The organism is Bradyrhizobium commune (genome assembly GCF_015624505.1).
GTDB lineage: Bacteria > Pseudomonadota > Alphaproteobacteria > Rhizobiales > Xanthobacteraceae > Bradyrhizobium > Bradyrhizobium commune.
In genome coordinates this window covers 6241251-6253250 of sequence record NZ_CP061379.1, presented here as the reverse complement: position 1 = coordinate 6253250, position 12000 = coordinate 6241251, and the positions used below count along the sequence as shown (strand labels likewise).

Below are 12000 nucleotides of genomic sequence, written 5' to 3'. Positions count from 1 at the left end.
TACAGGGTGGAGACGTCCGCGATGGCCAGCCTTTCGGCCTCGAACCATGTCGCCCGTGTCTTGTCCGTCGCCAATCATGTGGCCGACGTCGATGCGTCTTCGCGGATTGCCAATTCCTGGCGGCGCTGCCTGATCAGCCACAAGCTCGATCCTGCCCGACAGGGCCCGCCGCAGACGCTCACCGAAGCCGAGATCCGGCACGTCGCGGAGCCGATGGAGGAGACAATCCGGCTGCTCACGCCCGAGCTCGACGATCTCGCCCGTGTGCTGCGTGACGCCGGCTATTGCGTCAATCTCGCTGACGCGAACGCGACCATGCTGTTCAGCCGGCTGCCGGGTGAAGCCGACGCGCGGATGTTCATGGACTGGAAGATCTACACCGGCTCGAATTTCGCCGAGACCTTCGAGGGCACCAACGGGCTGGGGACCTGCCTCGCCGAGCAGAAGCCGATCCTGGTGCATCGCGACGAGCATTTTCGCGCGCAGTGGCACATGTTCTCCTGCGCGGTCGCGCCGCTGTTCGATCATTCCGGGCGGCTCGCGGGCGCCATCAACATCACCTCCTGCCGCGAGGATCTCGAGCGCGCCGCGCATCAGCTTGCGCTCGCGGTGACGATGGAGGCGACGCGACGGATGGAGGGCGCGATTTTTCGCGATCACTTCCGCGAGGCCTGGATCGCCACGGTGCCGGGCGATGGCGGCAGTGGGCTGCTCGCCTATGACGATGACCGCCGCATCGTCGGTGCCTGCCGCTCTGCGCGCGCGCTGCTCGGCCTCACCGATGGCCTCATCGCATCCGGCATCGACCTGTCGCGCTACATCAAGCTCGACCAGCCGCGCAACGCCGACGAGATTGTCGAGCTGCGCCGCGCCGATGGCGGTGCGCTGGGGCACGGCCATGTCGCGCCGCCGCTGCGCGCGAGATCGCCGGCGATACGCCGCGATGCACCCGCCGATCGCTTCGACGCGTTGCAGCGACTGGCCGGCCGCGATCCCGGCTTGGTCAAAAGCGTGAAGCGTCTGAGGAGCATCGGTGATCACAACCTGCCGGTGCTGCTGCATGGCGAGACCGGGGTCGGCAAGGATGTGTTTGCTCGTGCCATTCACGCTGCCAGTAACCGCGCGCGCAGCAATTATGTCGCGCTCAATTGCGCGGCGCTGCCAGAGAGTCTGATCGACGCCGAGCTGTTCGGCTACGAGGCCGGCGCCTTCACCGGCGCGCGGCGCGATGGCTCGAAAGGCCTGATCGTGCAGGCCGATGGCGGCACGCTGTTCCTCGACGAGATCGGCGACATGCCGATCGCGCTCCAGACGCGACTGCTGCGCGTGCTGGAGAACCGCGAGGTCTGGCCGCTCGGCGCGCTGAAGCCCGTGCCTGTCGATATCCGCCTGATCAGCGCCACCCACCGAGATCTCGGCCATATGGCCGAGAAGGGCGCCTTCCGCGCCGATCTGTATTTCCGCCTGCGCGGCATGGAGGTGCGGCTGCCGGCCCTGCGTGAGCGAGCCGATCGGGACGACATCATTCGCCAGATCGCGCGCGAGGAGGCGCCGAATTGCCGTCTCTCGCAGGAAGCCTGGGCGCTGCTCTCGGCCTATCCCTATCCCGGCAACATGCGCCAGCTCCGCCATGTGCTGCGGCTCGCCGGCTGCACGGCGGAGAACGGCGTCATCACTGATGCCGACCTCGATCTGCCGCCGTTTGGTGGGCGGGCGGAGCCGGACCTTGCCGCAGCCGAACGCGCGACGATCATCGAGGCCTTGCGCAAGCACGGCGGCCGCGTCACCGAGGCGGCGCGTACGCTGAAGCTCAGTCGCGCCACGCTGTATCGGAAGATCAAGCTGCTGAAGATCGAGACGGCGCAGTAGGGCTCCTTACGAAAAATCCGTCCAGCTCAGATGCCGCGAATCGAGATCGCCGACTGAAACGGTCTCGCGGATTTCGTGAGGGACATGGAAGCTGCTGCGCAGATACACGAGCGGCGCAGCTCCTTCGGAATGCGTCGCGCCGCGCACCTCGCCGACGAAGATCGAATGCGTCCTGGTCTCGAACTCTTGCATCAGCACACAATCGAATGCGGCGACCGCATCGGTGAGCACCGGCGCGCCTGTCGCTCCGCGCGTCCATTGGCCGAACGCAAAGCGGTCGTCGCCATTGACGCCCTTCTGGCCGCTAAAGGTGAGTGCCAGCAGCGCGTGATCCTCCTGCAGAAAGTTGATCGCGAAGGCGCCTTCCTCGCGGATGCGGGCGTGCGCGCTGGCGTTGCGGTTGACGCAGACGATCAGCGACGGCGGATTGTCCGAGAGCGAGCAGGCTGACGTCACCGTCAGCCCGGTGCGCTTGCCGTGCTCGGCGCCGACCGTGACCAGGGCGACCGCGCCGGCGCACTGGCGCATCGCCTGCTTGAAATCCTTTGCATCCACGCTCACGCCGAAGTCTCCGAGATGAAGGCGGGTGCGGCACGATTGCGCCGCACCCGCTGAGCGTCAAGCCGCCTTCTTTGCGGAACCGAGATGCTTCAGGCGCGGCATCACCTCGTTGCTGAGCAGCGAGAGCGAGTGGTGCCAGGCCTCCGGCATGTGCTTGTAGTCGAAGCCGAACACGAGCAGCACGCCGAAGCCGCCGACCTCGTCGTAGATCCTCTCGATCTTCTCGGCGACGGTCGACGGCGAACCGACGATCCAGTTCCGTTTGGCGCAATATTCGACGGTGACGTCACTGTCGGGCACGTCGGGGGCGTGCTTCAGATAGTCCTTGAAGCCGAAATGGCCGAGCAGCGGCAGGAAGTACTCGTGCATCATCCGGCCCATCATGTCGCCGGTCGAGAGCTTCCAGGCTTCCTCGTCGGTGTCGGCGATGAAGACCTCGCGCACCAGCCGCCAGTCCTGCCGGTTCGGCTTGCGGCCGGTCTTGGCGGCGCCGATCTCGACTGAGTCCCAATGGCTGCCGACATAGGCCGGGTTGAGATTGAGGCTCATCGGAATGAAGCCGCGCTCGCCAGCAAGCTTCAGCGTATCCGAGTTCTTCGAGAGACCGGCGACGCCGATCGGCGGATGCGGCGCCTGCAACGGCTTGATGTGCGGCTTGAGGAAGTCGAACATCGTGTCCGGCTTGGTCACCGTCCAGAACTTGCCTTTGTATGTGAAGGGCGCGGGATCGGACCACAGCTTCAGGATGATCTCCAGCGCCTCGCGGGTCATGTCGCGGTTCTGTCCGCTCATGCCGTCGACGTTGAACATCGCCCAGTCGCTCGGCAGGCCGCTCGCCGCGACGCCGAAATTGAGCCGGCCCTCGGACATGTGGTCGAGCATCGCGACGCGATTGGCGAGCTCGGCCGGGTGATGGTAGGGCAGCAGGAAGCCGCCCGGCCCGATGCGCAGGCGCTTGGTCTGCATCAAAGCCTGCGCGATCAGGAGGTCCGGCGTCGGATTGGGTTCCCAGGGCGCCGTGTGATGCTCGCCGACCCAGGCCTCCTGATAGCCGAGCTCGTCGAGCCAGCGCATGACTTGCAGGTCCCAGTCGTTCCCTTCCTTCAGGCCGCACTCCGGCGGATGCGAAGGCATCGTGAAATAGCCGATCTCCATGGGTTTCCTCTCCATAATTGACGCGTCTTGTTGCGCGGTTCACGGATGTGAGTGGAGAAGCTTCAGCAAGCGGTGTGCCAGCGCCACGCGTGCCCGGACCTGCGAGAAAAGGCTGGTTTGCGGCGGCAATAGCCGATATCCCGGAGCGGAATTGCAGGGCCGCCGTCTCAATGTCGCGAGACGATGTCTTGCCGGTGAGACCAGGGATCCGAATTGAGATGACCGAGCCTGCTTATGTTGCGGTGGACTGGGGCACCAGCAGCTTTCGCCTGTGGCTGGTCGACCGTGGCGGTCAGGTGCTGGCGGAGCGCCGCAGCGACGAGGGCATGATGGCCGCGGCCAAGGCCGGCTTTGCCGGCGTGCTGCATTCGCACCTTGCGGCGGTCGCGGTGCCGGATCATCTGCCGGTTCTCGTCTGCGGCATGGCCGGCGCCAAGACCGGCTGGGTCGAGGCCGGCTATGTCGACACGCCGGCGCCGCTCGCGGCCATCCTGAAGCAGGCCGCGCGCGTGCCGGGCGAGGCGCGCGACATCCGCATCCTGCCGGGCATCGCGCAACGCGACGCCAAGTCGCCGGACGTGATGCGCGGCGAGGAGACGCAATTGCTCGGCGCGCTCGGCCTCGACGCCGCAGGCGAGGCGCTGGTCTGCATGCCCGGCACGCATTCGAAATGGGTGCGCGTGCAGGACGGCACCGTCGCGCATTTTTCCACCTTCATGACCGGCGAGCTCTTCAGCGTGGTCTCGCGCGAGACGATTTTGTCGCTGGCAGTCGCCGGCGCCGCTGACGCTGAGGACGTCGCAAGCTTCGGGGCGGCGGTGAAAGCCGCGTATGAGGCGCCGGCTTTCGCCGCAAACCTCTTGTTCACCGCGCGGTCGCGCCAGCTGCTGTTCGGCGGCACGCCGGCCGCGGCGCGCGAGACGCTGTCGGGCACGTTGATCGGCGCGGAGCTGGCGGCAGGACTCTCCGGCGTCGTGCCGAAAGACGGCATTACATTGATTGCCGCGGGGCAGCTTGCGGCGCTGTACCGGCAGGCGTTCGACGCGCTGTCGATTGCGGTGAAGCCGATCGACGCCGACGACGCCGTCCGCCGCGGCCTGTCGATGGCAGCCGCTGCGATCTGGACGACATGAAAAGGATTCTTGAGATGAGCGTTCCATTTCCGCCGATGAAGCGTCCGCTGGTCGCGATCCTGCGCGGCGTCAAGCCCGAGGAGACCGAGGCCATCGTCGGCGTGCTGATCGAGGCTGGCATGACCGCGATCGAGATTCCCCTGAACTCGCCCGATCCGTTCCGCTCCATCGGGATTGCCGCGAAGCTCGCGCCGGCCGGCGTGCTGATCGGCGCCGGCACGGTGCTGACCACGGCGGATGTCGATCGTCTCAACGACGTGGGCGGCACGCTGATGGTCTCGCCGAATGTGGATACCCAGGTGCTCGCGCGTGCGCATCAGTATGCCATGCTCACGCTGCCCGGCGTGTTCTCGCCGACCGAGGCGCTGCTGGCCGCGCGCTCCGGCGCATCGGGCCTGAAATTCTTTCCGGCGAGCGTGCTTGGCGCATCCGGCATCGCCGCGATCCGCGCCGTGCTGCCCGCCGGGGTGATGATCGCCGCGGTCGGCGGCGTCTCCGATCAGAGTTTTGCCGAGTACATCAAGGGCGGCGTCACCGCCTTCGGGCTCGGTTCCAGCCTCTACAAGCCCGGTATGTCGGCCGCCGATGTCGCGGGGCGTGCGAAGGCGACGATCACGGCCTATGATCGGGCGATTGTGAAAGACTGACGCGGCAATAAACAAGCCGTGATGCCGTCACGGTCGCCTTCTATCCTATCTTGCCGCACTCGCGAGATCAGGAGACCGACATGGCGATCAACAACGTGGCCGATCTGTTCGTGGCAACGCTCGAACAGGCCGGCGTCAAGCGGATCTACGGCATCGTCGGCGACAGCCTGAACGGTCTCACCGAAGCGCTGCGCCGCCGCGGCACCATCGACTGGATTCACGTCCGCCACGAGGAGGTCGCGGCGTTCGCGGCCGCCGGCGAAGCCGAGATGACGGGGAGCCTCGCGGTCTGCGCGGGCTCCTGCGGCCCGGGCAATCTGCATCTGATCAACGGCCTGTTCGACGCGCATCGCAGCCGCGTTCCGGTGCTGGCGATCGCGGCGCAGATCCCCTCGGCCGAGATCGGCGGCGGCTATTTCCAGGAGACCCATCCGCAAAACCTGTTCCGCGAATGCAGCCATTATTGCGAGCTGGTCTCGGATCCGAGCCAGCTGCCCTACGTGCTGGAGAACGCGATCCGCGCCGCCGTGGGCCTGCGCGGCGTCGCCGTCGTCGCCATGCCCGGCGATGTTGCCTTCCGCGCACCGCCGAAGCGTGCGCTGTCGACCACGCGCGGGCTTTCGCTCGCAGCGCCAAAAGTCGTGCCGCCGGCCGATGAGCTCAAGGCGCTCGCCGATCTCCTCAACGGCGCCGAGCGCATCACCCTGTTCTGCGGCCGCGGCTGTGCCGGCGCGCATGCGCCGCTGATGCAGCTCGCAGAAAGCCTGAAGAGCCCGATCGTGCATGCGCTCGGCGGCAAGGAGCATGTCGAGTACGACAACCCCTACGATGTCGGCATGACCGGCTTCATCGGTTTCTCCTCGGGCTATGCCGCCATGCACGCCTGCGACGCGCTGGTGATGCTCGGGACTGACTTCCCCTACAAGCAGTTCTTCCCGACCGACTGCCAGATCGCGCAGATCGACATCCGCCCCGAAAATCTGGGACGGCGGTGCAGGATCGATCTCGGCCTCGTCGGCGACGTCAAGCTCACCATCGAGGCGCTGCTGCCGCTCTTGAAGACCAAGACGCAGCGCAAGCATCTCGATGATGCCATCGCGCATTACAAGAAGGCGCGCGAGGGTCTGGACTCGCTCGCCAAGGGCACGCCTGGAGCAAAGCCGATCCATCCGCAATATCTCGCAAAAGTCATCAGCGATCACGCGTCGGAAGATGCCGCCTTCACCGCCGATGTCGGCACGCCCACGATCTGGGCCGCGCGCTATCTCGGCATGAACGGCCGCCGCCGGCTGATCGGCTCGCTCGTGCACGGCTCGATGGCCAACGCCATGCCGCAGGCGATCGGCGTGCAGGCCGCCCAGCCTGGCCGGCAGGTGATCTCGCTCTCCGGCGACGGCGGCTTCACCATGCTGATGGGCGATCTGATCACGCTGACGCAGATGAAGCTGCCGGTGAAGGTCGTGGTCTTCAACAACGGCGTGCTCGGCTTCGTCGCGCTGGAGATGAAGGCGGCCGGCTTCGTCGACACCAATGTCGATCTGGAGAATCCCGACTTCGCGGCGATGGCGCGCGCGATGGGTATCTTCGCCAAGCGCGTCGAGGACCCCGGCGAGCTGCCGGGCGCGATGAAGGACATGCTGGCCCACAACGGCCCGGCGCTGCTCGACGTCGTCACCGCCAAGCAGGAGCTGTCGATGCCGCCGACCATTACGGCCGAGCAAGTCAAGGGCTTTAGCCTGTGGGTGTTGCGCGCGGTGATGAGCGGTCGTGGCGACGAGGTGCTCGATCTCGCGAAAACGAACTTGCTGTCACGCTGATTTCGGCGCGGCGGCGTTTGCTTCACCTCTCCCGACGGGGAGAGGTGTACCATCGCGCTAGCCGCGCTTCGCCGAGGGCAGCGGCAACCGCTCATGGCGGCGCTGGAAGCGCTGCCAGTGCAGCACGATGCCGATGATCGTCGCCGGCACGAAGCCGAGCACGAGCAGCCAGTGCGGCAGCTCCTTCGGCGAGATGAAGGCGATCGCGATGTCCGAGATCAGCCAGAGTGCGGCGAACATCACCGCGAAATCAGTACGCGGGCAGCGCAGATAATAGAACACGGCGGTGATGACGATGGCGGGCCCGATCGCGATGGCGATCAGGACGGCGGTCAGCTCCTTCGGCGTCACCGCGTCGAGCACCATCGAGGCCAACAGCCAGATGGCGGCAAACATGGCGACGATGTCGATCGGATGCCGCAACCCAATACCTCGACCCAATTCTTCTTCCGGGAACGCGCTATCGTTGTGGCCGGAACCCCGGCCGTCAAGTGAAATACGCCTATTCCTCGTCGTTTCCGGGCGCAGGCCGCAGCATGAAATGACCGAAGGCGGAGGCGATCGGCTTGTCCGGATCGTCCTGCCAGGCCCGCGCCTCGAAGGCGACGATACGCCGGCCCTGTTTCACGATCGAGACATTGGCAAGACTGTCGAGCGCGCGGCCGGAGCGCAGATAATTGACCGTCAGCCCGATCGGCTTCGGCAGCGCCGCCGTTCCCAGCTCGCGCCTGACGCCGAGGATCGCGGTGGTCTCGAGGAAGGCGCCGGTCATGCCGCCATGAATCGCGGGCAAAATCGGGTTGCCGATGATCATCGGCGAGAACGGCATCGTCAGCGTGCCGTCGTCGTTGACGCGGATGCCGAGACAGCGCGCGAACGGGCTGTTGGCGAACGGGCCATTCGGATCCTCCGGCGCCTCCAGCGTCGAGACGTTGCCGTCGTCCATCCTGCGATCGGCGAGCATGTTGGTGCGGTTGGCGCCGATCATGAAGCAGGCGGTGGCGGTTGCGACCGGATCGTCCTCCGACTCCTGATAGGCCGTGGAACGCACGAAGGCGATCGAGCGGGTCGTGCGGTAGCAGACCGAATGCGCCTTGATGTCGAGGCCGGGCGTCGCCGGCTTCTGATAGTCGATCCGCAAATCGAGCGTTGCGATCGCGCGCGTGCCGTCGAGCGCGAGCTGCACCGCCATGCCGCAGCTCTCGTCCAGCATCGCGGTGACGACGCCGCCATGGAGCACGCCGGTCTCGGTGTCGCCGACGAAGACGGGGCGGTAGGGCAGGCTCGACCAGGCCTCGGCCGGCGCGTAGCGGTCGAGCTGGAGCCCGCTGATATGGCCGTAATCGGAGCGGCGGCCCTTGATGGCCTCGGCGAGTTCCTCGAAAGAAAGCGTGGTCGGTGTATCGGACGTCGATGAGCTGGACATGGTGATGTTCTAGACCAGTGACGCGTGCTGCGCAAAACCTCGCATGCATCGCCGCACGGCAGGCTTGCAGGGCTGTTTGGCCTCGACAGGGCCGGCCGAAGCAACGATGGTGGACGTTGGTTCCCTGCCCCTCGAGGAGTATCCCATGGCCGACCCCGAAACACCCGCCGCCAACCTGGGGCCCGTCACCATTTCGAGCTCCAGCTCCGAGCGGGCACCGATCATCTATTTCGACGGCGCCTCCTGCTTCGGCCACCACAACGGCGCGATCCAGATCGAGCTCGCGGCCAACCTGCTGCTGCCGGTCGGCGCCGCCGTGCGGGTCGATGTGGTTCAGACCGCGCATCTGCGTTGCAGCCCGGCCGCCGCACTTGCCCTGCGCGAAGCGCTCGACAAGGCGCTGGCGATGTTCAAGCTGGGGCAGCAGCAGCCGACGGAGGAGATTCCGGCGGTGAAGAACTGAGCGGCAATTGACACGACGCTGTCTTTGCGCCAATTTTCACGCAGGTTGATACGACCTGCCGGTTGCCCCTTCGTGGATGGTGAACGTATCGAGCCCTTGATCGGCCCCCTTTGCCCGAGCGACCGGGTCAGCAACGCAACCACCTGACACACCTGGATCGCTCATGCAGAGGACGAACCGATGCGCGATTTTCGCGATGCCAAGGCTATGGCGCAGACCCTGCGCGAATCCCTGACCACCAAGGCCGTCACCATCAGCCACAGCGAGAGCCTGGAGCTGGTGTCGAGAATGCTCGGCGTTGCCGACTGGAACACGTTGTCGGCGCTGCTCCACGCCGAGCGGCGTGATGCGATTGTGCCGGCGGCACTATTGAAAACGACGACAACGGCGGTCTATCCGGCCATTCCGTTGCGCGATCTCGTTCCGTTTCCGAATGCGACTTACCCGCTGTTCGTGGGCCGCGAGAGGACCGTCCGGGCCCTGAACCAGGCGTTCGAAGGTGGGCGGGAGATCGTGGTGGCGATCCAGCGAGAGTCGGCCGTCGATGATCCCCGGTTTTCCGATGTCTACGAGATCGGCATCCTGGCCCAACTGCTCGAACTCGATCCGCTTGCCGATGGCACGTTCAGGGTGCTGACGCGCGGCCTTCGGCGCGTTGCGCTACGCAGCTTTGACGCCGAAACGGTCGCCTATCGGGCGGAGGTCGCTGATGTCAGCGAAGGCGCGAGCCGCGATGCAAGGGATCTGATCCGACGGATCTATCAGCGCTTCCAGGACTATACGGCGGCGCATGGAATTCTCGTGCCGGACATCTGGCTGTTCTTTGATCAGACCCGCGATCCCGGGCAGATCGCGGATACCGTCGCGGCGCGGATGAAGTTATCCGTCAGGGACAAATACGAGCTGTTGGCGACGCTCGATCCCATGACGCGGCTCGAACGGATCGAGGCGCTCCTTAATGCGTCGCAGCGCCCAGTGTCGGCAAATTACGCGGCGACGAAACGGCAGGCGCTCGATCATGCCGATCGGCGCCGCCATCAATACGCGACGCTGGAGCATTTGCTGCTCGCGCTGATCGATGATGCGGAAGCCTCCGCGGTGATGCGCGCCTGCGATGCCGATCTTGGCCGGTTGAGCCAGGGCCTCGTGCAATATCTCGACAACGAGCTCAAGCACACCGTGATCGAGACCGGGAGCGCCGAGCCTACTGCGGCGTTCAAGCGTGTCGATCAGAGCGCCGCGTTCCTTGCCCAGGAGGTGGGTTTTGCCGCGGTGACCGGTGCCAATGCGCTTGTCGCGATCTTTGCCGAAACGCGAAGCCCGGCGGCGCGTCTGCTCGAGGATCATGGCATCTCGCGCGGACGCTCTGACAGGGCGATCGCGCGAGGCGTGGGCAAGGGCGAGCAGTAGGTCGCTCGTCCTCAGCTCACATGCACCTTCGGCCTTTTGCCGCCGTTCCACTTGCCGTCGAGCGCGCGCTCGATCTGGGCTGCGAGTTGCAGCAGCAGGCCGTCATTGGCCTGCTTCCCGATCGCCTGGATGCCGAGCGGCAGGTCGTGCCCTTGCGCGGCCATCGGCATCGAGATCGCCGGCATGCCGCAGAGATTGGCGAGCGGCGTAAAGGCGAAGAAGCGCCAGAGATTGCCGAACCAGTCGAGCACATCGGGGTTGTCGGAGATGGTGAGATATTCCTTCGTGCCGACCTTCGGCGTCGGCAGCGCCGTGATCGGCGTCAGGATCACGTCCCACTGCTCGAAGAAGCTGCCGAAGCCGCGCGACGTCGTGTTGAACACGGCTTGCATCTTGGCCCGGTCGGCAAAGCTGGTGTTGAGCCCGGCCTCCCAGATCCGGATGTTCATCGGCTCGATCAAATCCTCCGGCGGCCGCTCCAGTCCGCGTGCGGTCAGCATGTTGGAGATCACGACCGAAAAATTCGAGATGTAGCAGGTGGTTTGCGCCGCGAAGGCGGCGCGGAAGTCGAGCTCGGGCAACGCATAGTCGACGTGATGGCCGAGGCCTTCGAGGAACTTGCCGGTCTTCTCCAGCTCGGCGGCGATCTCGGGCGTCGCGGTGTAGTCGCCCCAGGTGTGGGACAGCGCGATGCGAAGCTTGCCCGGATCGCGCTTGATCATCTCGGAATAAGGCTGCGCCGTGGTCCAGAACGGCATGAACTCGCCGGGCGCGGGCCCGCGGGCGTGATCGACGAAGGCGGCGGTGTCGCGCACCGAGCGCGACTGGCAGCCCTGGATCGAGACCAGGCCGGTGAGGTCGGACATGTACGGCGCCAGCGAGAACACGCCGCGCGAGACTTTCAAACCAATATTGCCGTTGACGCCGGCGGGAATGCGGATCGAGCCACCGCCATCGGTCGCGTGCGCGATCGGCACCACGCCGGCCGCGACCATCGCGGCGCTGCCCGCCGACGAGCCGCAGGTGGTGTAGTCGGTGTTCCAGGGATTGCGGGTGACATAGACCGCCGGATTGTCGGCCGAAGAGCACACGCCGAATTCCGGCGTCGTCGTGCGTCCGATCAGATTGAGGCCGGCCTGACGGAATTTTCCGGTGAGGAACGTGTCGGCGGCGGTGCGATTGCCGCGCATCAGGAGCGAGCCCATCTCCTGGAGCCGGCCCTTCATGGTCGGGCCGAGATCCTTCATCAGGAAGGGCAGGCCGGCGAATGGGCCGGCGAGATTGGCGCCGTCCTTGGCGGGATCGGCGATCACGTCCTCGAACAGCTCGACCACGCCGGACAGGGTGGGATTGACCTTGGCGACGGCAGCAGTGGCCTGACGTGCCAATTCCTTCGGCGTCAGTTCACCCTTGCGGACGCGTCCCGCCAGCCCGACGCCATCGTGCTGCGCCCATTCGTTCCAGCTCATCGGCAAAGTCATGAAGTCAAAATCCCCTAAAGTGCGGAGTCACCTTTTTC

Annotated in this window: 11 protein-coding genes; 6 read left to right on the top strand and 5 right to left on the bottom strand. The window is 65.8% G+C overall.

Features of this window, described 5'->3' with window-relative positions:
- Positions 1–21: 21 nt before the first annotated feature.
- Positions 22–1869 (top strand): sigma-54-dependent Fis family transcriptional regulator, encoded by a 1848-nt coding sequence (locus IC761_RS29290; protein ID WP_195800142.1) that lies wholly within the window; start codon positions 22–24, stop codon positions 1867–1869.
- A 6-nt stretch (positions 1870–1875) separates the two neighbouring features.
- Here the strand turns inward: IC761_RS29290 and IC761_RS29285 are convergent, their stop codons facing one another.
- Together IC761_RS29285 and IC761_RS29280 are read right to left on the bottom strand one after the other, a co-directional pair.
- On the bottom strand, positions 1876–2430 hold the full coding sequence (locus tag IC761_RS29285) for a flavin reductase family protein (RefSeq protein ID WP_195800141.1): 555 nt from the start codon (positions 2428–2430) through the stop codon (positions 1876–1878).
- 57 nt (positions 2431–2487) lie between these two features.
- Positions 2488–3585: an LLM class flavin-dependent oxidoreductase gene (locus tag IC761_RS29280; RefSeq protein ID WP_195800140.1), complete on the bottom strand. Its 1098-nt coding sequence runs from the start codon at positions 3583–3585 to the stop codon at positions 2488–2490.
- A gap of 218 nt (positions 3586–3803) precedes the next feature.
- On the opposite strand from IC761_RS29280, the gene IC761_RS29275 reads away from it, so the two are divergent.
- From IC761_RS29275 to poxB, 3 genes are all read left to right on the top strand, one after another.
- Positions 3804–4718, top strand: coding sequence for a 2-dehydro-3-deoxygalactonokinase (locus tag IC761_RS29275; protein ID WP_195800139.1), 915 nt, complete (start codon positions 3804–3806; stop codon positions 4716–4718).
- Positions 4719–4732: 14 nt separating this feature from the next.
- Positions 4733–5365, top strand: coding sequence for a 2-dehydro-3-deoxy-6-phosphogalactonate aldolase (locus IC761_RS29270; RefSeq protein ID WP_195800138.1), 633 nt, complete (start codon positions 4733–4735; stop codon positions 5363–5365).
- Between the two features lie 80 nt (positions 5366–5445).
- Positions 5446–7182 (top strand): ubiquinone-dependent pyruvate dehydrogenase, encoded by a 1737-nt coding sequence (gene poxB / locus IC761_RS29265; protein WP_195800137.1) that lies wholly within the window; start codon positions 5446–5448, stop codon positions 7180–7182.
- Positions 7183–7239: 57 nt separating this feature from the next.
- Here poxB and IC761_RS29260 read toward each other — a convergent pair whose 3' ends face one another.
- Together IC761_RS29260 and IC761_RS29255 are read right to left on the bottom strand one after the other, a co-directional pair.
- A complete protein-coding gene (locus IC761_RS29260; protein ID WP_195800136.1) occupies positions 7240–7605 on the bottom strand; it encodes a hypothetical protein in 366 nt (121 codons plus the stop codon).
- A 79-nt stretch (positions 7606–7684) separates the two neighbouring features.
- Positions 7685–8608 carry a PaaI family thioesterase gene (locus tag IC761_RS29255; RefSeq protein WP_195800135.1) on the bottom strand — a complete coding sequence of 308 codons (924 nt, stop codon included), beginning with the start codon at positions 8606–8608 and terminating at the stop codon, positions 7685–7687.
- A gap of 145 nt (positions 8609–8753) precedes the next feature.
- Between IC761_RS29255 and IC761_RS29250 the strand changes: the two genes are divergently transcribed.
- Together IC761_RS29250 and IC761_RS29245 are read left to right on the top strand one after the other, a co-directional pair.
- A complete protein-coding gene (locus tag IC761_RS29250) occupies positions 8754–9071 on the top strand; it encodes a hypothetical protein (RefSeq protein ID WP_195800134.1) in 318 nt (105 codons plus the stop codon).
- Positions 9072–9251: 180 nt separating this feature from the next.
- Complete coding sequence (locus tag IC761_RS29245) at positions 9252–10481, top strand: LON peptidase substrate-binding domain-containing protein (RefSeq protein ID WP_195800133.1); 1230 nt, start codon at positions 9252–9254, stop codon at positions 10479–10481.
- An 11-nt stretch (positions 10482–10492) separates the two neighbouring features.
- On the opposite strand, the gene IC761_RS29240 is transcribed toward IC761_RS29245, so the two are convergent.
- Entirely contained in the window at positions 10493–11962 is a 1470-nt protein-coding gene (locus IC761_RS29240) for an amidase (RefSeq protein WP_195800132.1), read from the bottom strand.
- Between the last annotated feature and the right edge of the window lie 38 nt (positions 11963–12000).

Coding starts and splice junctions, on each gene's coding strand:
- IC761_RS29290 (WP_195800142.1), top strand. CDS start 22: ATGGCCAGCCTTTCGGCCTCGAACCATGTCGCCCGTGTCTTGTCCGTC.
- IC761_RS29280 (WP_195800140.1), bottom strand. CDS start 3,585: ATGGAGATCGGCTATTTCACGATGCCTTCGCATCCGCCGGAGTGCGGC.
- IC761_RS29275 (WP_195800139.1), top strand. CDS start 3,804: ATGACCGAGCCTGCTTATGTTGCGGTGGACTGGGGCACCAGCAGCTTT.
- IC761_RS29270 (WP_195800138.1), top strand. CDS start 4,733: ATGAGCGTTCCATTTCCGCCGATGAAGCGTCCGCTGGTCGCGATCCTG.
- poxB (WP_195800137.1), top strand. CDS start 5,446: ATGGCGATCAACAACGTGGCCGATCTGTTCGTGGCAACGCTCGAACAG.
- IC761_RS29255 (WP_195800135.1), bottom strand. CDS start 8,608: ATGTCCAGCTCATCGACGTCCGATACACCGACCACGCTTTCTTTCGAG.
- IC761_RS29250 (WP_195800134.1), top strand. CDS start 8,754: ATGGCCGACCCCGAAACACCCGCCGCCAACCTGGGGCCCGTCACCATT.
- IC761_RS29245 (WP_195800133.1), top strand. CDS start 9,252: ATGCGCGATTTTCGCGATGCCAAGGCTATGGCGCAGACCCTGCGCGAA.
- IC761_RS29240 (WP_195800132.1), bottom strand. CDS start 11,962: ATGACTTTGCCGATGAGCTGGAACGAATGGGCGCAGCACGATGGCGTC.